This is a genomic window from Vreelandella halophila, from assembly GCF_019903425.1.
Taxonomy (GTDB): Bacteria; Pseudomonadota; Gammaproteobacteria; order Pseudomonadales; family Oleiphilaceae; genus Halospina; species Halospina halophila.
Genome location: NZ_JACHUZ010000013.1, coordinates 51,950 through 70,566 on the forward strand (window position 1 = coordinate 51,950; position 18,617 = coordinate 70,566).

At 58.3% G+C, this 18,617-nt stretch carries 20 protein-coding genes, 1 other RNA gene and 1 pseudogene; 8 read left to right on the forward strand and 14 right to left on the reverse strand.

Features of this window, described 5'->3' with window-relative positions:
* Positions 1-74: 74 nt before the first annotated feature.
* Positions 75-704, reverse strand: coding sequence for a nucleotide exchange factor GrpE (gene grpE, locus H4I92_RS04440; RefSeq protein WP_077529462.1), 630 nt, complete (start codon positions 702-704; stop codon positions 75-77).
* A 199-nt stretch (positions 705-903) separates the two neighbouring features.
* On the opposite strand from grpE, the gene recN reads away from it, so the two are divergent.
* A complete protein-coding gene (gene recN / locus H4I92_RS04445; RefSeq protein WP_077529463.1) occupies positions 904-2,586 on the forward strand; it encodes a DNA repair protein RecN in 1,683 nt (560 codons plus the stop codon).
* Between the two features lie 80 nt (positions 2,587-2,666).
* Here recN and fur read toward each other — a convergent pair whose 3' ends face one another.
* The gene (gene fur / locus H4I92_RS04450) at positions 2,667-3,092 is read right to left on the reverse strand and encodes a ferric iron uptake transcriptional regulator (RefSeq protein ID WP_077529464.1); all 426 of its coding nucleotides are present in this window, start codon (positions 3,090-3,092) and stop codon (positions 2,667-2,669) included.
* Positions 3,093-3,202: 110 nt separating this feature from the next.
* On the opposite strand from fur, the gene H4I92_RS04455 reads away from it, so the two are divergent.
* Positions 3,203-3,547, forward strand: coding sequence for an outer membrane protein assembly factor BamE (locus H4I92_RS04455; protein ID WP_077529465.1), 345 nt, complete (start codon positions 3,203-3,205; stop codon positions 3,545-3,547).
* Positions 3,548-3,555: 8 nt separating this feature from the next.
* Here H4I92_RS04455 and H4I92_RS04460 read toward each other — a convergent pair whose 3' ends face one another.
* The 3 genes from H4I92_RS04460 to H4I92_RS04470 are packed head-to-tail and all read right to left on the reverse strand — an operon-like array spanning position 3,556 to position 5,728.
* Positions 3,556-3,837, reverse strand: coding sequence for an RnfH family protein (locus H4I92_RS04460; protein WP_077529466.1), 282 nt, complete (start codon positions 3,835-3,837; stop codon positions 3,556-3,558).
* Complete coding sequence (locus tag H4I92_RS04465) at positions 3,834-4,280, reverse strand: type II toxin-antitoxin system RatA family toxin (RefSeq protein ID WP_077529467.1); 447 nt, start codon at positions 4,278-4,280, stop codon at positions 3,834-3,836. Before H4I92_RS04465 ends, H4I92_RS04460 begins: the two co-directional genes overlap by 4 nt.
* On the reverse strand, positions 4,277-5,728 hold the full coding sequence (locus H4I92_RS04470; protein WP_077529468.1) for a sodium-dependent transporter: 1,452 nt from the start codon (positions 5,726-5,728) through the stop codon (positions 4,277-4,279). Before H4I92_RS04470 ends, H4I92_RS04465 begins: the two co-directional genes overlap by 4 nt.
* A 151-nt stretch (positions 5,729-5,879) precedes the next feature.
* Between H4I92_RS04470 and smpB the strand changes: the two genes are divergently transcribed.
* The 4 genes and pseudogenes from smpB to H4I92_RS04490 all read left to right on the forward strand — a co-directional run bounded on the left by smpB (position 5,880) and on the right by H4I92_RS04490 (position 8,979).
* Positions 5,880-6,362 carry an SsrA-binding protein SmpB gene (smpB, locus tag H4I92_RS04475; RefSeq protein WP_077529469.1) on the forward strand — a complete coding sequence of 161 codons (483 nt, stop codon included), beginning with the start codon at positions 5,880-5,882 and terminating at the stop codon, positions 6,360-6,362.
* A gap of 160 nt (positions 6,363-6,522) precedes the next feature.
* Positions 6,523-7,767: pseudogene (locus tag H4I92_RS04480) on the forward strand (wax ester/triacylglycerol synthase family O-acyltransferase); the annotation flags it as partial.
* A 117-nt stretch (positions 7,768-7,884) separates the two neighbouring features.
* Positions 7,885-8,247, forward strand: a transfer-messenger RNA (tmRNA) gene (gene ssrA, locus H4I92_RS04485).
* A 108-nt stretch (positions 8,248-8,355) separates the two neighbouring features.
* Complete coding sequence (locus H4I92_RS04490) at positions 8,356-8,979, forward strand: hypothetical protein (protein ID WP_077529470.1); 624 nt, start codon at positions 8,356-8,358, stop codon at positions 8,977-8,979.
* Here the strand turns inward: H4I92_RS04490 and H4I92_RS04495 are convergent.
* The 9 genes from H4I92_RS04495 to H4I92_RS04535 all read right to left on the reverse strand — a co-directional run bounded on the left by H4I92_RS04495 (position 8,944) and on the right by H4I92_RS04535 (position 15,973).
* Positions 8,944-9,957 (reverse strand): phage integrase, encoded by a 1,014-nt coding sequence (locus H4I92_RS04495; RefSeq protein WP_077529471.1) that lies wholly within the window; start codon positions 9,955-9,957, stop codon positions 8,944-8,946. The two genes, H4I92_RS04490 and H4I92_RS04495, sit on opposite strands and share 36 nt — an antisense overlap.
* Positions 9,954-11,219, reverse strand: coding sequence for a hypothetical protein (locus H4I92_RS04500; protein WP_077529472.1), 1,266 nt, complete (start codon positions 11,217-11,219; stop codon positions 9,954-9,956). The genes H4I92_RS04495 and H4I92_RS04500 overlap by 4 nt, the downstream gene beginning before the upstream one ends.
* A gap of 134 nt (positions 11,220-11,353) precedes the next feature.
* Positions 11,354-11,902, reverse strand: a complete 549-nt coding sequence (locus H4I92_RS04505; protein ID WP_077529473.1) for an acyltransferase family protein — start codon at positions 11,900-11,902, stop codon at positions 11,354-11,356.
* Positions 11,903-11,911: 9 nt separating this feature from the next.
* Positions 11,912-13,054: a zonular occludens toxin domain-containing protein gene (locus H4I92_RS04510; protein WP_077529474.1), complete on the reverse strand. Its 1,143-nt coding sequence runs from the start codon at positions 13,052-13,054 to the stop codon at positions 11,912-11,914.
* A complete protein-coding gene (locus H4I92_RS04515; protein WP_077529475.1) occupies positions 13,054-13,365 on the reverse strand; it encodes a hypothetical protein in 312 nt (103 codons plus the stop codon). Before H4I92_RS04515 ends, H4I92_RS04510 begins: the two co-directional genes overlap by 1 nt.
* A 7-nt stretch (positions 13,366-13,372) precedes the next feature.
* Entirely contained in the window at positions 13,373-14,671 is a 1,299-nt protein-coding gene (locus H4I92_RS04520; RefSeq protein ID WP_179105624.1) for a hypothetical protein, read from the reverse strand.
* Between the two features lie 160 nt (positions 14,672-14,831).
* Complete coding sequence (locus H4I92_RS04525; RefSeq protein ID WP_077528826.1) at positions 14,832-15,056, reverse strand: hypothetical protein; 225 nt, start codon at positions 15,054-15,056, stop codon at positions 14,832-14,834.
* A gap of 408 nt (positions 15,057-15,464) precedes the next feature.
* On the reverse strand, positions 15,465-15,770 hold the full coding sequence (locus tag H4I92_RS04530; protein WP_077529477.1) for a hypothetical protein: 306 nt from the start codon (positions 15,768-15,770) through the stop codon (positions 15,465-15,467).
* Positions 15,767-15,973 carry a hypothetical protein gene (locus H4I92_RS04535; RefSeq protein ID WP_077529478.1) on the reverse strand — a complete coding sequence of 69 codons (207 nt, stop codon included), beginning with the start codon at positions 15,971-15,973 and terminating at the stop codon, positions 15,767-15,769. Before H4I92_RS04535 ends, H4I92_RS04530 begins: the two co-directional genes overlap by 4 nt.
* 508 nt (positions 15,974-16,481) lie before the next feature.
* Between H4I92_RS04535 and H4I92_RS04540 the strand changes: the two genes are divergently transcribed.
* Together H4I92_RS04540 and H4I92_RS04545 are read left to right on the forward strand one after the other, a co-directional pair.
* On the forward strand, positions 16,482-17,312 hold the full coding sequence (locus tag H4I92_RS04540) for a hypothetical protein (RefSeq protein ID WP_143512603.1): 831 nt from the start codon (positions 16,482-16,484) through the stop codon (positions 17,310-17,312).
* Between the two features lie 221 nt (positions 17,313-17,533).
* The gene (locus tag H4I92_RS04545; protein WP_077529480.1) at positions 17,534-18,199 is read left to right on the forward strand and encodes an SOS response-associated peptidase; all 666 of its coding nucleotides are present in this window, start codon (positions 17,534-17,536) and stop codon (positions 18,197-18,199) included.
* The last annotated feature ends 418 nt before the right edge of the window (positions 18,200-18,617 follow it).

Genomic DNA, 18,617 nt, shown 5'->3' on the forward strand with positions numbered 1-18,617 from the left:
AGTTTTCTGATCGTTGAATTCAAATCCGGTGTTCGGTTGCCGTTACTGCCTTTATTGGGCTTAACGGTTCAATTTCAAGCCTGCTCGTCGACGTTTCCGCCTCCGGAATCGTCCGCCTTGGCGACCATGACCATTGCCGGGCGCACGACGCGATCATGCAGCAGGTAGCCCTTCTGCATCACCGCGATCACGGTGTTGGGCTCCGCCTCGTTGCTCGGGACCATGGACATGGCCTCATGCTTCTGTGGATCGAAGGGCTCACCCACCGGGTTGATCTGCTCGACGTTGAACTTGGACAACGCGCCGGTGAACATTTCAAGCGTCATATCGACGCCTTCCTTGATGCGGCTGACCACTTCCTCGTTCTGCACCTCCTGGTTCTGGGCGCTCTCGACGGCCTTCTCCAGGCTGTCGACCACCGGCAGAAGCTCTTTCACGAACTTCTCGGTGCCGAACTTATGAGCCTTTTCCACATCAATCTCGGCACGCCGGCGGATGTTCTGCATCTCCGCCTTGGCGCGCAGCACTTCTTCCTTCTGCTCCTGAAGCTGCTCACGCAGTTGAGCCACCTCGTCATCCCCGCTCCCGGCGGACGCAGTCTCCTCGCCCGCCCCGGGTGCCGGTTCCGCCTCTTCCGCGCCGGCGCTCTGGTCCGCCCCGGCTTCGTTCACGGCTTCATCCTTACGGGTTTCGTCATCACTCATGATCGACCTCATTGCTCGGTATCGGATTCTCTGGCCCGCGTGGGGACGTCTGCCGGGCGATATGGGGCTGCTGCAGCGGGTTTCAACCACCCCTGGGCATTTTATTCACCGCTGACGGCCTCCCTCCCCCTTGAAACCCCCACCAACTAACTGTACAAATAAACATATACTGTATATGGATACACACCAGGAGTTGCTCATGCTCACGCATCTGACCGTTGCCAACTACGCCGTTGCGGAGAAAGTGGAACTGACCATCAGGGAAGGGATGACCACGCTCACCGGCGAGACCGGGGCCGGCAAGTCCATCGTCATGGACGCCCTGAGCCTGGTCACCGGGGCCCGGGCGGATGCCGGGGCCGTGCGCGAGGGCGCGGACCGGGCCGACCTGAGCGCGGTGTTCGACCTGTCCCGCATCCCTCAGGCCAGGCACTGGCTGGAGGAGCGGGACCTGGATCAGGAGAATGACTGCGTGCTCCGGCGCGTGATCCGGCATGACGGCCGCTCCCGTGGCTACATCAACGGCCAGCCCTGCACACTCTCGGACCTGAAGACCCTGGGCGGCATGCTCATGGACATCCACAGCCAGCACCAGCACCAGTCCCTGCTCAAGCGCGAGACACACCACCGGCTGGTGGACGAGTTCGGCGGTAACGGCGGACTTGCCGAGCAGGTGCGCGGGGCCTTCCGGGAGTGGCGTGAGCTCAGCCGTAAGCTGGAGCAGGCCAGCAACCAGCGGGATGAACGCAACGCCCGCACCGAACTGCTGCGCTACCAGGTGGAGGAACTCGACCGGTTGGCCCTGGGCGAGGGTGAGCTGGACCAGCTCGAGGCGGAACAGAAGCAGCTGGCCAACGCCGAGAGCATCCTTGAGCAGTGCCATGAGGCTTCCCAGTGCTGCAGCGAAGGTGAACCATCGGCAGTGGGCCTGCTGGAGCAGGCACGTCAGAGATTGGAGCGGCTGCCCATAGAAGTGCCACAACTCGCCGAAACCTGCCAGATGCTTGAGGAGGCGCGCATCCAGGCCGAGGAGGCCGGGGACAACCTGCGACGCTTCATCGACGACTATGACTGCGATCCACAGCGCCTGCAGGAGGTGGAGGAACGCCTGAGCTCGATCTACCAGATCGCCCGCAAGCACCAGATCCAGCCCCAGGAGATCCGCGAGCACCAGGAATCACTGCGCGCCGAGCTGGATGAACTCGAGAATGGCTCCGAAAGCCTGGAACAGCTGCGTGAACGGGCGGAAACAGCCCGGGCAGACTGGAACCGGCTCGCGGATGAGCTCAGCGATGCCCGCCGGGAAGCTGCGGAACGCCTCGATGCGGGCGTCGGCGAGGAACTGCGCCGGCTGAGCATGCCGGACATCCAGTTCCAGACCCATTTCGCCGCCACATCCGGAGACGGTCAGCCTGCAGCCTCCGGGCACGAGGAGATGGAGTTCCTGGTCAGCACCAATGCCGGCCAGAGCGCCCGCCCCCTTGGGAAAGTAGCCTCGGGTGGTGAACTGTCCCGCATCAGCCTCGCCATTCAGGTGGTCGTGGCCCAGACCTCAACGATCCCAACGCTGGTCTTCGACGAAGTGGACGTGGGCATCGGCGGTGGCGTCGCGGAAGTAGTCGGCCGGCTACTGCGCCAACTCGGCGAAAGCGGCCAGATCCTGTGCGTGACGCACCTGCCCCAGGTGGCCAGCCAGGCACACCAGCACATGACCGTGAGCAAGTTCACCGAGGACGAACGGACCTATTCAACCGTGGAAAGCCTGGATTCCGAGGAACGGATCCGGGAAGTGGCCAGGATGCTCGGGGGTGTGGATCTCACGGAGCAGACCATTGCCCACGCCAGCGAGATGGTCCAGAAGGGGCAGGCAACCCACCACTGAGTCACGACTGTAGGAGCCTGCCCCGCAGGCGATCCCGTTAGTCGCGAGCAGGGCTCGCTCCTACAGAAACCGTACGATGATTATTTCGGCTTCACGTACAGGATCATGCTGTGATCCACCAGATCGAAGCCATGCTCTTCAGCGATACGGCGCTGACGGTCCTCGATGACCTCGTCATAGAACTCGATCACCCGGCCCGTCTGGGTGCACACCATATGGTCATGGTGCTCTTCCCCGGCCAGCTCGAATACCGCATGACCGCCTTCGAAATTGTGGCGCAGCACCAGGCCTGCAGCTTCAAACTGGGTCAGCACCCGGTAAACGGTGGCAAGACCCACGTCATCCCCGGATTCCAGGAGTTTCTTGTACACATCCTCGGCACTGAGGTGGTGATCGCCTTCGGCATCCTCGGCAGCTTCCGCGCTTTCCAGGATGCTGAGAATCTTGACCCGCGGCAGCGTGACCTTGAGGCCTGCCTTGCGCAGCTCGACGTTTTCTGGTGCCATGCTGAACCTAACCGTTGGTGATGGAGTGGGCTTTCGTTACCATGTGCGCTCGTCTTCAGGCGGGCAGCGCGCCTCGGAGCGGCACTCAAGATAGAGGATTTCCTTCCACGATGCAAAAGGCTTCCATTCCCGCCTGCCTGGCTGCGGTCACCCTGACGCTCAGCCTTGCGGCATGCAGTTTTCCGGGCGTTTACCGGATCGATGTTCAACAGGGTAACATTATCGATCAGGAAGATCTCGGCCAGCTCAACCCGACCATGACCCGGTCCGATGTGCACGAGCTTCTGGGCACGCCCATAACCGTCAACAGCTTCAATCCGAACCGGGAACACTACCTTTATACCTTCCAGGAGGACGGTGGCGATATCCGTAAGCAGCGGGTGACCATCATCTACGAGGACGGCCAGTACCTGCGGCACGAAGCCAAGCTGCTGGAAGATACCCCGGCCAACTGACTTAACGGTCAGCGCCGCGTGCCGGCCCGTTTAGCCCTGGCCTCCTTGGGATCAATCTCAAGGGGGCGGTAGATCTCCACCCGGTCACCCTCGCGCAGACGGTACAGCCCGGGCTCGGCAATCACCTGGCTGAACACCCCCACGCTCTGGCGTTCCAGATCAATCCCGGGAAAAAGATCCTCGATTCCGGACTCCCGGATTGCATCAAGCGCCGTACTCCCTTCGGGAAGGCTGAGCGCAATCAGGCGCTGGGCTTCCGGTAGCGCATAGGCGACTTCCACAAGGATCATCTCCCCTCAACCTCCTGGAGTGCCCTGGCCCTTCTGCAGAACGCGTCCACCATGGTGTTGGCGGCCTGGGCAAAAACGCCGCTGAAGGCCATCTGTGCCAGGCCATTCTGGACCGCAAACTCCAGACTGAGCGTCACCCTGCAGGCGTCCGCCCGCAGCGCACGGAACTGCCAAAGGCCCTGAAGATGCTCAAAGGGACCATCCACCAGCTCCATACGGATCGATTCCGTGGGCATCAGGTAATTGCGCGTGGTGAAACGCTGCTTCAGGCCGCCGCGCTCCACATCCAGCGACGCCACCAGCTGATTCCCGCCCTGCTCATGCAGCACCGCACCCCCACACCATGGAAGGAACTCGGGGTAGCGCTCCACATCACTGACTAGGTGGAACATCTCTTCAGCGGAATGATGCACAAGCGCACTGCGCTCGATCTGTCGGGTCATTGAATGTTTACCCCGTGAGGTTCCTCTTCAATGGGCATCACCGGCTGCTCCAGGCCAGCACCGCCACACATAGCAGTACCGACCAGCCGGCAGAAACCCTCTCTGTACTCAACCACCGTCACAACGACAGAGACCATCACTGCCACAGGGACCAGCCATGCCATCAACGCCCGCCACAGCCGGTACCCCTTGCCCCTTACGCCCAGAAAGGCCAGCAGCTGACGTGGGCGCAGCTGCCAGCCCGCCAGCCTAACGAGCGCCAGCACTGAAACGGGCACTAGGACCAGCATGACGACAAGCTCCATCAGAGCCCAGGCATCCACGCCTCCCACCCGGGTGAACCCGGACAGAGCCAGGGCTGCTGCCATGCCCGCCGGCAGCATGGCGATGAGTCCGGCCAAAACCCGGTTTCCACCCAGGGCTTCCGTGACACGCGCAATCACCACCTCCAATGTGAACAGGGCCGAGGTCCAGATCAGCAGCACCATGACCAGATAGAACAGACTGCCTACAAGCTGCCCCCCTGCCATGGCCTCAAACACCTGCGGTAACGCCACGAAAACAAGCTCGAACCCGGACGTCAGCGGCACCTGCTCCGCCAGCATCAGCGCCGTAACCGCCAGCCCCAGCACCAGAGTCACCACCAGATCCACCAGCGCCACCCCGATCGCGGAAATCGGCATGGATGCATTCCCCGGCATATAGCTGCCCAGCGTCATAAGCACACCGACCCCGAGAGCCAGCGAATAGACCGCAAGCTGGATGGCCAGCGCCACACCATACCAGCCCAGATCCTCCCAGCGGGGCCAGAACAGCGACCAGGCCGCCTCCTGGCCCTTGCCGGAGGACAGGGCTACCACCATCATGACCACGAGCAGCACAACCAGAAGCGGGACGACCGTGCGCAGGGAGCTCTGAACCCCCATACGCAGGTTGCGCACGGCCACAGCAAGCACCAGCCCGACAAAAACCACCTGCCACAGAACCACTTGCTGCGCGTCGCCGGCAAAATCCGTAAACAGGGTGGCAGCGGAAGCTTCAGTGGCACCTCGCAACTCGCCCAACGCGGCCCGGAAAAGCCAGGCCAGGGACACACCTCCAAGCACCGAGTAGAGACCGAAAAGCAGCAGCGCAGCCAGCAGCATGCCGCGACCGGCCCACGCCAGACTCCGCGAGTGCAGCCCCGCTGCTTCTGCTGCTGCCTGCAGGGAGCGGTCCGGACCCTGCCGGTAACGCCGCGCCATCGCCAGCTCTGTCATCACCACGGGCACACCGGCCAGCATCAGCGCCAGGCCGTAGACCAGCAGGAAGGCGCCGCCGCCATGCGCCACTACAGCCGGCGGCACCAGCCAGAGATTGCCCACACCCAGCACGACCGCGGCCAGTGCCAGTGCAAAGGTCCAGCGGCTACCCCAGGCGGTGACCGGCGCTCCCGGGTTGGAATGCATGAACAGGCTCCCGATCGGATGAGGACGGATTATAGCCCAGTGTAGCCGCCTTATTCAGCCGCGGCCCCGCAGACTTTGCCCTGAGGCAGGCCCTTTGGGCTACAATACGCCGTTTGCAGAAACACCCACTCCGCCAGGCCGGATGATTCCCATGGCTCAGAAGAAAAAGCCCGCCAAGGGCGGCAGCACTATCGCGCTCAACAAGAAGGCGCGGCACGAATTCCACATCGAGCAGAAGTTCGAGGCCGGCCTCCAGCTCCACGGCTGGGAGGTCAAGGCGCTGCGTGCGGGCAAGGCCCAGATCACCGATGCCTATGTCCTGCTCAAGGACGAAGAAGCCTTCCTGCTGGGAGCCCATATTCCGCCCCTGCCGACCGCGTCCACCCACATCAACCCGGACCCGACGCGCACGCGCAAGTTGCTTCTGCACCGACGCGAGCTGGCCACGCTGCTCGGCAAGACGCAGCAGACCGGCCACACCTGTGTGCCACTGGCGTTGTACTGGAAAAAGAACCTGATCAAGTGCGAGATCGCGCTGGTCAAGGGCAAGAAACAGTATGACAAGCGCCACGACGAGAAGGAGCGTGACTGGAACCGCCAGAAACAGCGCATTCTCCGGGAGACGCTGCGCTGATCAGTAAATGATCATTTGAACTGCTTCCTCACCGCAGTATACTGGCTGACCATCATCTCAACATGACTGCAACCAGGGAGGGATCATGTCTGCCCAACGAACGGCCATGTCCTCAGTCGATACCGCCTGGTTGCGGATGGAGTCGCCTGAAAGCCCGATGATGATCGGTGCCGTGCTCGTTTTCGACGAGCCCATCGATATCAGAGCGTTCCGCAACCTGCTTGAAGAACGATTCCTGCGCTTTGAGCGCTTCCGCCAGCGGGTGGTCTGCCAGAATGAGCGCTGCTATTGGGAAGAGGACCCGTGGTTCGATCTCGACAACCACCTTCACATCACCGCCCTTCCCGGCAACGCCGATCAGGCTGCTTTGCAGCAGCTGACCAGCGACCTCAACAGTACCCCACTGGATTTCAACCGCCCGCTCTGGCAGATCCATTACGTCGACAACTACCAGGGCGGCTGCGCGCTGATCGTGCGCATCCACCACTGCATTGCAGACGGCATTTCGCTGGTGCGGGTACTGCTCTCGCTGACCGATGAGCAGGATGATACCGGCAGCAGCCGGAAGAGCGCGAAGCGCCGTAAACGTGCGCGCAAAGACTCACCGGAGTGGCGCCAGACACTGTTCCGGGCCCGTCGCAACCTGCGTCTTGCCCGCTGGCAGGCCAGACAGACTTTGCGCACCATGCGCGAGGACCCCGCCTACCTGGTGCGTCTGGGCCGTGAGTGCCTTTTCGTGGGGCGGGATCTGTTCAAGGTGGCTTTCAGCCCACCGGACCCTCCCACAGGCCTCAAGGGCCCCCAATGCGGACGCAAACGCGTGGCCTGGTCCGAGCCGCTTGACCTGGGAGAAGTAAAGGCCACCGCAAAAGCCCTGAACGGCACGGTCAACGACGTGCTGCTTGCCGCGGCCACCGGCGCGGTCCAGGCGCACATCCAGCAGAGCGGTACGCCATTGCCCGAAGGTGGCATCCACGTGGCGGTCCCCTTCAACCTGCGGCCGCTGGACCAGCCCATCACCCGCCTCGGCAACCAGTTCGGGCTGGTGCTCGTGCCCCTGCCGGTACAGACCCTGTGCCCCAGGGAACGTTTTGAGACCGTCCAGCGCCACATGGACGACATCAAGCGCTCCTATCAGGCCCAGGTCTCCTATGGGCTTCTGGACATACTCGGGCGTGGCCCCGACCTGATGGAACGCCGGGCCCTGGAGCTGCTCAGTCGCCGCGCCTCCGCCGTGCTGACCAATGTGCCCGGCCCGGACGAGCCACTGCACCTGTGCGGCTGCCGCCTTCGCACCCCCATGTTCTGGGTACCCCAGACCGGGGATGTGGGCATTGGCCTGAGCATCTTCAGCTACGCCGGCCAGGTGCAGTTCGGCGTGATCAGCGACCGCCAGCTGATGGATTCACCGGAACGCCTGGCCACGGCCTTCGCGGATGCGTTCCACCAGCTCCGCGACCTGGCTCTGGAAAACAGGATTCCCCTTGAGTCCGCACTGGGGCGCCCCTATACTGGAAGGTACGGGGACGATCCGGATTCGACGCCGGTGACAAAACCCGAGGTGCATGCCGAGACGGCAGCGAGTCTCGATAAATCAAAGCTGCTTTAAAATAGTCGCAAACGACGACAACTACGCACTCGCGGCGTAAAAACCGCTAGTGCCTGCCTGACCGGGGTGCCTGTCCCCCGCGTATCACAGGCAGTCATATCAGACGGGATCGCCGTTGCGTGACGCTTGCAGCGTAACGGTTAAACTCTGGTAAGCTCGCCCCTTGCACCCTGACCTTCGGGTCGCTTGGGGTTAAAAGAATAGAAGGAACCTAAGCATGTAGAGCCAAGGGCGGAGTACCGGCGGACGCGGGTTCAACTCCCGCCGTCTCCACCAAACAGAAAGACCCAAAGCCCTGATTCGTCAGGGCTTTTTTATTTTCGACACCGCCCAAATGCCCAAAGGTGTCAACAAAGTGTCAACATCGGACAGAAGCTTCAACACATGGATGACCAAAACCACATAAAAAGCCGCCGAGGCTTAATAATTCTTTCGGTTGGCCTAATTATCTATTTTTGGGCAGGAGGAAGCTTAGACGAGAACGCAGTAACGCTCCCCCTTATTGGCATGAACTTAGAGCGTGAATGGCCAGTGCTGACGATAGCTGTCATCGCGTTTGTGTTTTCGTTAATCCGTTTCCTTCAGTTCAACCTGGCTCAAGCCAAAACAGCTATCCAAGCAGCTACGAAAGAACTGTTCCCAGATCCTCAACTCAACAAGCTCGCTCACAAGCTCAAACTCGACGAACACTTAATTCCGAGCCCTCTAGATGCCTCAGATTCGGTCGAAATCCTCGAGCTTTTCCGCGATGAAACCTCCTATTACATTGACATTATCCCCTCAGGGGCAAGAAATATATACGACCATGAGACAGGCAACACGACCGAAGACTACCGTAAGAGAGTCCGCCTCTCAGGAAAAAACCCCCTTGTAATTCGCGCCCACTTGAAAGCTGCCCTTCTTATCCCAGCGTTTGGTGACTATATAGTCCCTCTTCTAATCGCTCTGGTAGCTGCAGTGACTATCATCACTTCAGCATTCATATCTCTGGTTGAGCTCATCTTCTAGAGCAGGCTTCAAGTTAACAGCGTCTTCCAGATGATCAGGCGATAGGTGCGCATAACGCATAGTCATGCTGATCGAGGCGTGCCCCAGGATCCGCTGCAGGGTGAGGATGTTGCCGCCGTTCATCATGAAGTGACTGGCGAAGGTGTGCCGGAGGATATGGGCGCATTGCCCCCTCGGGAGCTGGACGCCTGAGCGCTTCACAGCACGACGGAACGCCGAAATGGTCGAGGTTCCGAAACTACCCCACTCTCTCAGGTGCTCGGTGATCGCCTGGTGTAGTTCCTGGGAGATCGGGACCGTGCGTTTACGACCGGACTTGGTATTCGTGAACGTGACCCGGTAACGCTTCACCTTGTCCCCGGTGAGCCCTTCCGCTTCCGACCATCGGGCGCCAGTTTCCAGGCTAATCCGTGCAACCAGGTAAACGTGTGGGTTGTCGCTATTGTTCAGCTCCTGGAAGATCGCCCGGATCTCGTCGTGTTCCAGGTAGCCCATTTCCTGTTCAGGGACTTTCAGCGGCCGCACGGAAGACAGCGGGTTCTGAAAGTCGATCTCCCCTACCCGGCGCAGCTCATTGAACACCGCGTTCAAGTAACCCAGCTCATTGTTACAGGTCTTAGCCGTCCGCCCTTCCTCAACACGCCTGGCGCGATACGTCATGTAGTCCCGGGCCCGGATCCTGGATGCCACGGGATCGCCCCAGTTCTCGGCGATCCTGAGCAAATGCCGGTAACGGCGTTCGCCATCCTTCAGGTACCGCCCGTGGGTGTCGTACCAGAGCGTGACAAGCTCACTCAGCCGGCGTTTTTCCGGCCGCACCTGGCGAACGACATCATCGGCCTGATGCTGCGACAGCGCCCAGCGCTCGAAGCGCTGCGCGTCCGCCTTGCTCGCAAATGTCTTGCGAATCCGCTTCTGACCACGGCCACCAGGCTGAACGTCAACGCGCCAGCGTCCGGACTTGAGCTTGCGGATCATGCCGCCACTTTCCCCTGCAGCCGTCGCTGGGTGAGTCCGTCCCGTACCATCTCGTACAGCATTCGCTCGGTAATCTCACGCCGTCGGTAGTACGATTTCAGGTCATTCCATAGGCCGGACTTTTTGAGGCAGTGCCACGCCTGCTGAGCGTTGAACCGGTTGCGTGCATAAATGCTCAGCAGATTGCCGAAGGCAAGGGCGACGTTCTTTTCGTTGCCGCAACCCGGGGTCTTTTTTTCGCGTTTGTACGCGATCGGCGGGGCCTTGTGGCCGAAGCTCACCTCATCCCGGAGGAAGGTCCAGATGGGGTGGACCCAGTCCTTGCGGTACTCATAGCGGTTCGACCTGAGCGCGTACTGCCACAGCCCCGTGAGGTGCTTGTCCGCTTCCAGATAGGTGTAAATGGGCCCGACAGCGTCAGTCCCGCGCCACAGTTCGTTGATGATGCGTTGATGAAATCGCACCTCCAGCCGCCAGACGGGCGCCTCCTCGTCGTAACAGGTGGCCGGGAAGGTGTCGTCATTGGTGGCCGTGCGCCAGATCGATTCCATGAAATCGCGCTTGTCGGAGACGTCCACTTCCTCGGACTTGTTGTACAGGCAGAACTGTAAGCTGTTCGCCTTGCCGAAGGTGAACGACGTCCCACGACCGTGGACAATGGCACTGTCACAGCCCTGGAAGCGGAATTCAGCCATGCCGTCGTAGCGCTGGACGCGGCGGGCCTTGGTGACGAAGTGGCTGTCAAAGTCCTGGGGCGGTTCCCAGCCCTGGAAGTCCACGGCCAGGTGAACGGCCACGGCGTTCGGTTTCGGGTTCTTCAGCAGCTTCTGGGCCCATTCAAACAGCTCGTCATTGATCTGGTACTTGTCCCGCTCATAGAGCCACTGCGGGGAACACTCGATTTTCAGGTGGGTCGAGATGGCATCCGCCTCGGCGTAGAAGTGCTTATACAGCAGCGTGAGCCCCAGCTGGTTGTTCTGCAGCATGTACTTGAAGCCACCCTGTTTCCCGCTTTTGACAGCGAACTCATGGCCGCCAATGGTCACGGTTGAGCCCACACCGGCGTCGTAGGCGTCCGCGATCTCGTGGAACTGGTGTTCTTCGGGGCGGCCCTCGAACATCTGGCGGATGGTATCGGTGCCGGCCCAGAGGACATTCACCCGGTCCAGGTTGAGCTGTTGCCCATCCGGTCCGACGAACAGCCGGCCAGTTCCCAGTTCCCCGGTGGTCACGTCGAGGCGCTCAAAATCCTTTATGGTCATCTGTGGTTCTCCGTGGTCTTGTTTGGCTTTCAAAGAAAGACTGTGAGACGTGCTACAGGGACGTCTCGCGCCGGTCGGCATCCCCTAGCGGTCCGGCAGGTCCGCAAGGGGATGCCGACCGGCGCGGTGATGCCCTAACCTGGCTTCCAGGGCATCTGTGTCAGGCCCACAAGCGCCACCAGGTGCACCCCATACGCCGTGAGCGGATAGCGCCCCGGCCAGGTCAGCCACTGAGGCCAGTCGCGGTGTCGGATCGGGATGCCGGCCTGGCGTGCGAGCTGGCCCAGGACCAGGAAGGCGAGCAGGTAACCGGGCTGGTAGCCGTTCCAGGGAATCGGCCAGTTGTAGGTCTGCAGCAGCCCGCCACAGGCCAGGGTAAGCAGCGCTCCGGGGGAGGCCCGGAGTAGTGGCAGCACCAGGGCGTAGACGATCAGTACATGGACCAGGGCCAGTTCCAGGATGACGACCATTGGCCAGGTCATCGCCGCTGTCATCCATACATCCCAGTAACGCTTTCCAAGCTTGCCCGTGAACAGGTAACCGGATGTAACCATGAACAGCGGCATGGCCAGACGGGTGATGTCCCGAACGAATGGCGGCCACTCGTAAACCACCGCGACATGATCCAGGATCATCAGCGCGATCCCGGCGGCCCTGGACGCATCAAGCGTGGCGTTGCGCATCAGCCCACCTCACAGATTCGCACTGGTGCTGTCCGGTACCGATCCGAACGGCTCAACAGGCCAGGGCCGCACCACATGTGACACCGTCCGCTCTTCATCGGTTTTTTCGACTTTCAGGCCGTAACCGGTGCGCTCAACGGACCACCCCAGCGCCTCGATCGCGGTTAAACGGAACTGCTCCTGGACCCGGTAGGAGCCATCAAGCGCCTGCACCCGACCCACCAACCGGTCATCGCTTTCAATGACCCCGGACAAGCGCAGCCGGTACTTCTCCGCCATCCGATCGAAGTAATCCAGCGGCTCCGGCTCTTTGTCTTTCTTACGAGGCTGCGTTGCACTGCCTGGATCACGCTTTGCCTGATCCGGTTCCCGGCTGACGGTCACGACTTCTTGCGACTGGGTTTTATTGTCTGGCTGCTGTTGTTCCGTTTCGGTTTGTTCCTTTTCGACAAAACCAGGCTCTTGAAGAAACGACACCAGGTAATTGACCGCCACAACCCCAACCAATACCGCTGCTGGCAGTCCGTATTTGAAGCCTGGCGTTTTCAGGATGTTCGCCCGGTCATCCTTGAAGTCGTCCGTGTTTTCGGTGTCCTGCGTGTGGCTGGCGTAGATCCCGAAATACTTCGGGTCATACTTGCGGCGACCGCTGCGGATCTTCTCGAACTTCTCGCCGGCTTTCGCCTTGTACACCGTCCAGTTGTACCGGCTGGCCGCCCCCACGGCATCGAGCTTGGTGAACACGACTTTCTGCGAGACGCGGCGCTTCCAGAGGTTGTGACAGTCGCGGATGTCCTGGCCGATACCGAGGATGTCCAAACCGCGGTGACGGTGCTCCGTGACAAACTGAGTGACGCCGTCTGAAAGCTTCTGGCGGCCGGCCGGGAAGAAGTTCTGAAGTTCGTCCAGGACCACCAACGAGTCATTTTCAACATGCTTGTGTACTTCCGGGACCTGGTCCTGCGAAAGCGGGATCAGCAAAGACCGGACGCGCTCTTCGGATTCATCCAGCACGCCCGCGATCTTTTTATGATCAATCCCGTTGATGTAGGCATACACTTTCCGGCCCTTCTCAATAGCGGGAAGGACCTGATGCACCATCGCTTCATAGGTTTTTCCGGCCCCTGGTAAGCCCTCATGAAATATGATCATTACCACTGCCCCAGCGTTAACAGTTTGCGCGTCAGCCGAAACATCACCCCGGCGCCGATCAACTCCAGTCCTGCCCCCAGGCCAGACTTGGACAAGAAATACATCACAGCCGGATCAATGCCGCCCAGGAACTCGGAAAGCCCACCCGCAAAAAAGGACGGCAACGTTAAAAACGAGATAATCAGAAGGAAAATATCAAGTATGGCCGAAAGCAGTATCAGGCCAATATCGGAGAGCAGATCCCAGAAAGCATCAAAAATCGCTTTGATGAGCTCTTTGATCCAATCCAATACATCCGACACCCAATCCATAACACCCTCACAAAACCGCTATACGAAAGGCGTAAAACCCACAGGTCGCAATAATGATCGCCGCAATACCCGGCCAGACCTGGTTCATCGCGCTGGAACATTGCTGATCAATCGTGATCGCGGGCATCTTCATGACACTGGGGATAATCCAAACCGGGCAGGAATAGCCATTGATGTCCACATCAAAAAAACCATCAATGGATTTCATCAACTGCGTTTTTTCAATTTCCGAATTAAAATCGGATATTACTTTTTCAACGCCATCGGGATTCTTGCTTTCATAAAAATCCCCCGCATCAACCCCTGGGGTACCTACCCCGTCACCATCGCCTTCACCTTCGCCATTACCGCCATCGGAACCGCCGTCTGAACCACCGTCAGAACCGCCATCAGAGCCGTCGTCAGAACCGCCGTCAGAGCCCCCGTCAGAGCCGCCGTCGGAACCACCATCGGAACCGCCGTCGGAGCCGCCATCAGAGCCGCCATCAGAACCGCCATCAGAGCCGTCGTCAGAACCGCCGTCAGAGCCCCCGTCAGAGCCGCCGTCCGAACCGCCATCGGAGCCGCCATCAGAACCGCCATCGGAACCGCCATCGGAACCACCGTCCGAGCCGTCATCGGAACCACCGTCAGAGCCGCCATCAGAGCCACCGTCCGAACCGCCATCGGAACCGTCGTCAGAGCCGTCATCGGAACCACCGTCAGAGCCGCCATCAGAGCCACCGTCCGAACCGCCATCGGAACCGTCGTCAGAGCCGCCATCGGAGCCGCCATTATCCCCAGCGCTTGGCGGATCACCACCGCCATCCCAAGCGTTGCCCGTATAAGTACACTGCTGTTGATCAGCTACAGATTTGCAACCTGTCCCTTCTGGATTATCTAAATCACACCCCGGAGGCTGAGAATCATTATATTCGCAATCCATTTCACAGCCCTGATATGAGTAAGGACCAGAGCCTGGATAACTAAAACCCTCCATAGCACCCGTCAAAGTCGTTCCGGATGGACATTCAATAAAATAGTGATAATCCAAATAAACCGGCTCATTCTCAGTATCATCAAGGTCATAATGGCGCATAAAACCAGAACGGAAGTAACTTTCGTGAAAAGGGTATGAGGAGTCAGAACCTTTCTGATCAGTAAATACCTTTTCACAAAATTTGCCATGAGGCCCAGCCGGTTTCGATCGCTCAATACAATCAGATTTAGCAGCCGCCTTAGAATCAAAATATTCTTTATCGGCGCTAGCTGATAGCGGCAAAAAGAGAAGTACAAATAGCACAAATAACGAGGGAATACGGGTCATTGATAAACACCTTTTACCCCTGGAAAAGAGGTTCAAAGACTTGTGAAGCCTTTGACGATCGCAAAACCGCACAAACTTCCCGATAGAAAAAAAAGCCCAAGCCATAACATGTCAGCCCCACAAAACACGTATGGCCGGGAGCCCCGGCCATACGTGTGTGTCAGTTGAACCAACCAATCACCTTGTTGTAGCCCCACCGGGCAACGCCGGGCAGGATCTTGATGGCGGCGATTGACGAGATCGCGGCGACGATGGTCGAGGCATCGACCGCCGAGGTCACACCCGACATGTCGAGCGATCCACCACCACCGCCGCCGCCGGATGCCGCTGCCACCGCTGAAAACAGCATGAGCGACAGTGCCGCGAACAGTGCACGAATGCGCATAACGCACCTCCTTCATTCTCTTGGATTGATAAAGTTGACCACCGACCCGAAGGCCCAGGCGATCAAGTACGAGAACATCGGTAAGCCGGCACCGATGCTCCACACCTTCCCCAAATCCTTGGCATCCGGGAATGCGAACAACGATTTAAGGGTCGGATACTGTGAATACTCCTGGGCATCGAGCACGACGTACCCGGAGCATTCGGAAACCGGTTCGGTGGTGATGCGCAAACTGCCGCNTCTTCTGATTCAGTGCTTGTTCCGATGCTTTTTGATTCAGTCCTTCCGCCAGGAGCTGGGCCGCGTAGTCGGACGGGGTCTTCACGTCCTGGGTGTTGGCGGCCTGGACCAGCAGCTGGCGATAGGTGTCGACGTCCAGGTAGAGCCGGACGCTTTGCTTTCTGCGGCTCATGCGGCCTCCTGTTGGTCTGAAAGGGCGGAAAGTGCGAGGCAGGCCTGCTGCATGAGGTAAGCCTCCGGGGGCATCTCGCGCCGGGGTGCGAGGCTGTACTCAATGACGACCCGACGGAGTCCGGTCAGCGGTACATACCATTCAGGTTTGAGCGTCATGGCGGCATTGATCAGGCCAGACAGGCGGTGCTCGTGGATATCGGCGGCCTGAAAACGCCCCTGGTGGTACAGGTCCATGACATCGCGGGCCTGCTGGGTGACCTGGGTCAGGTACTGGTGTTCGTTCGGAGTGATCGCCGTCATGCCGTCCAGTCCTCCAGGTTGATGGCTTCCTGGGACAGGCGGGCGATGTTGACCATCCGTGCCTTGCCGCACTTCATGGAAGGGAGGTGGCCTTTGTCGATCATGCCGCGGACCTGGCCTTCACTGAGCCCTGTCATCTCAGCGAAGCGCTCCTTGCTCATGACCGGAACCGGGATCATCACGATGTGCTTCTGTTCGTCCACTTTTCGCCACTCTGCTACACTATTAAACATGATTGCTTTGCATACCGTGCATTGCACTATCTACAAATATAAAAGGCATTTGCACTCTATACAAATAGTGGATTTAAATGATTCGCGAGCGGCTTATAGACTTCTTCAATACCTGCAGTGTCACATCAAAGGAGATGGAACATCTGACAGGTATAGATCGGGAGAAGTGGAACTCAGTCCGCGCAAGGCGCCGGCGAGTCAATGAAGAGGATATCGAGGGGTTCGCGGAAGCATTTCCGCAGTACGCATACTGGCTGACGACAGGAAAAACTCTCCCGGAGTCAGGGCAGATAAGTCCCCACGACGAGCAAGTAAGAGGTGATAACGACCTCGGACACGGAGAGGCTTCCGGTTAGCCGCAACAATCCGACAACGATGGCACCAGGGAATGCCCAGGGAATAACAAGGACAAAAGGGAAACGGCCAGCGTGCATAGGGGTACTGGCCAACATCACATAGATAAAAGAAGGATCAGTTTTTGGAAGTTCCATTTATAAAAAAAGAAACAGTCAAAAGATATTCAGTACCTTTGCTGTTAATACTTAACACTTTCCTGTTGATGATATTAGTCCTTGTTATATTCAATGATGAGCCAGTAACAAAATTCCCCAACGGGGTTACGTTATCAGAGTTGAGCAATCCCGAGAAAATCATGGCTCAGAAGATAGTGACCATGCAAGATTATCATTCGTCGCTCATTACTACTGTCTACTGGGCACTAGGGACCATAACAACCATATTTATAATACTTATAGGTATAAGCTGGCTCACAAACTTTAAATTTTACGAAAATGACAAAGCCCAGATTCAAGAAAGAATAGAATCTCGCTTAGAAGAACACTCTCAATCGATAGATGCCCGACTTCATAAACACAGAAGCGAAATGTCCAATGACATACATGAACACGAAGAAAAGATAAACGAAAAGTTCGAGAACCACCACTCTAGTGTTCAAGAAAACTCTAGCGAGATAAGTCGTCTCCGTCGACAAATGCAGTTTGAGAGAACAAAAACCACAGCACTTGAAGCTCAACTATGGGAAGTTAAAGGAGTTCCACAAAACGTCGCTTTAACTTATGCCGAAGCAGTACAAGCAGCGATTGAAGGAGAGATCCAACCCTTTATTGAGCGAAACCTAGAAAAACTTGAGGAGCAAGTTTTGGCTATGCAAAAAGATGAATCTTGGCTTACGCCAAGTATCGTACGCCTTATAAGAGATCATCTACAGGGAGCAGAGGACTATTACCCCGTAAAAACATCAAATGTTTGGAGTATTATAGATAATATAACTGAAACTAAAGAAATTTAGCCCATCCATTTAATAACTATATATCAAAAAAAGCCAGAGCTCTCCCTGGCAGTCCCACCACTGAGCAGGTGGCGCACCCGCTCTGGCAGGAACTGCAGCATCCGTGCAACGCGGGCGGCTCGTCCTGAGCCAAGGCCAAGGTAGCGCGTGGAAACGGTCGGCGCTATGGTCGTTTTCTGAATCCCGTGTAGGATATTTCCTACATTCCGTGGAGAGGCACAATGTGTGGCCGTTTTGACCTGCACACCCCAAGAGGTTTGATCGCAGAAACCTGGTTCGGGCTGACCAAGCCTGTGGGTGAAGTCCATGCCCGGTACAACACCGCACCAGGTCAGAGCATCACAATCATCAGCCTCAAGGATGACCAGGTCCGGTTCAGCTTCGCTCACTGGGGCTATAAACCAGCCTGGGCAGGGGAGGAGGCACCAAAGCCGATCAATGCCCGGGCTGAAACCGTCGCGAACAGCAAGTACTTCACGCACGCGTTTCATCACCGTCGGTGCCTGATTCCAGCTGATGGATGGTTTGAATGGATGGCTACGGACCAGGGGAAGCAGCCGTACTACATCACAGACCCATCCAACGGCCGCAGAGACGTTCTGTTCTTCGCGGGGATCTATACCGGGGATATCGAACCAGGAATGTCAGCCGCGATTCTGACCGAGCCAGCTGCACCGAATCTACGCCACATTCATGACCGCCAGCCCGTGGTCCTGGATCCGGAATGCCGTTGGGATTGGCTGAATCCCGAGATCACCGAACGTGACCAAGTTCGCCAAGTCGCCAAGCGGCTGGACCCTTCGCGGCTGAATAGCTGGAGGGTTTCGCCCAGGATGAACAAGCCGGACTATAATGATCCCTCGATCATCGAGCCAATGGGAAACTGACCAATGCGGATATTGCTACCCCTCGTATGCCTAACCGCGCTCACCACAATGGTCCCTCCAGAGGCGACGGCATCTGAGGCACAGGCAACTGACTCTGAATCCTTTGCTGCACGTCTACGCCATGAGATAGCAGATAACTGGTATCTTCCAAGCGGGATGGGGGGCGACATAACCTGTAAATTAACCGTGGCGTTCACACCTGGTGGCTACCTGGAACACCTATCATTCCACGAGTGCCCATCATCTGAACTCAAACATTCTGCAGCCCAGGCTCTCCATCGTGCCGCACCGTTTGAGTCGGTGAAGAACCATGAAGAAAGAAGCGGTGAAGAAATCACCCTCCATTTCTTTGGATGACGACAGAACCGCTAGGTGTCCACGAAGTGTCAACATAAACGGTGTTTACCGTGGCCCAACG

Coding starts and splice junctions, on each gene's coding strand:
- grpE (WP_077529462.1), bottom strand. CDS start 704: ATGAGTGATGACGAAACCCGTAAGGATGAAGCCGTGAACGAAGCCGGG.
- recN (WP_077529463.1), top strand. CDS start 904: ATGCTCACGCATCTGACCGTTGCCAACTACGCCGTTGCGGAGAAAGTG.
- fur (WP_077529464.1), bottom strand. CDS start 3,092: ATGGCACCAGAAAACGTCGAGCTGCGCAAGGCAGGCCTCAAGGTCACG.
- H4I92_RS04455 (WP_077529465.1), top strand. CDS start 3,203: ATGCAAAAGGCTTCCATTCCCGCCTGCCTGGCTGCGGTCACCCTGACG.
- H4I92_RS04460 (WP_077529466.1), bottom strand. CDS start 3,837: ATGATCCTTGTGGAAGTCGCCTATGCGCTACCGGAAGCCCAGCGCCTG.
- H4I92_RS04465 (WP_077529467.1), bottom strand. CDS start 4,280: ATGACCCGACAGATCGAGCGCAGTGCGCTTGTGCATCATTCCGCTGAA.
- H4I92_RS04470 (WP_077529468.1), bottom strand. CDS start 5,728: ATGCATTCCAACCCGGGAGCGCCGGTCACCGCCTGGGGTAGCCGCTGG.
- smpB (WP_077529469.1), top strand. CDS start 5,880: ATGGCTCAGAAGAAAAAGCCCGCCAAGGGCGGCAGCACTATCGCGCTC.
- H4I92_RS04490 (WP_077529470.1), top strand. CDS start 8,356: ATGGATGACCAAAACCACATAAAAAGCCGCCGAGGCTTAATAATTCTT.
- H4I92_RS04495 (WP_077529471.1), bottom strand. CDS start 9,957: ATGATCCGCAAGCTCAAGTCCGGACGCTGGCGCGTTGACGTTCAGCCT.
- H4I92_RS04500 (WP_077529472.1), bottom strand. CDS start 11,219: ATGACCATAAAGGATTTTGAGCGCCTCGACGTGACCACCGGGGAACTG.
- H4I92_RS04505 (WP_077529473.1), bottom strand. CDS start 11,902: ATGCGCAACGCCACGCTTGATGCGTCCAGGGCCGCCGGGATCGCGCTG.
- H4I92_RS04510 (WP_077529474.1), bottom strand. CDS start 13,054: ATGATCATATTTCATGAGGGCTTACCAGGGGCCGGAAAAACCTATGAA.
- H4I92_RS04515 (WP_077529475.1), bottom strand. CDS start 13,365: ATGGATTGGGTGTCGGATGTATTGGATTGGATCAAAGAGCTCATCAAA.
- H4I92_RS04520 (WP_179105624.1), bottom strand. CDS start 14,671: ATGACCCGTATTCCCTCGTTATTTGTGCTATTTGTACTTCTCTTTTTG.
- H4I92_RS04525 (WP_077528826.1), bottom strand. CDS start 15,056: ATGCGCATTCGTGCACTGTTCGCGGCACTGTCGCTCATGCTGTTTTCA.
- H4I92_RS04530 (WP_077529477.1), bottom strand. CDS start 15,770: ATGACGGCGATCACTCCGAACGAACACCAGTACCTGACCCAGGTCACC.
- H4I92_RS04545 (WP_077529480.1), top strand. CDS start 17,534: ATGTGTGGCCGTTTTGACCTGCACACCCCAAGAGGTTTGATCGCAGAA.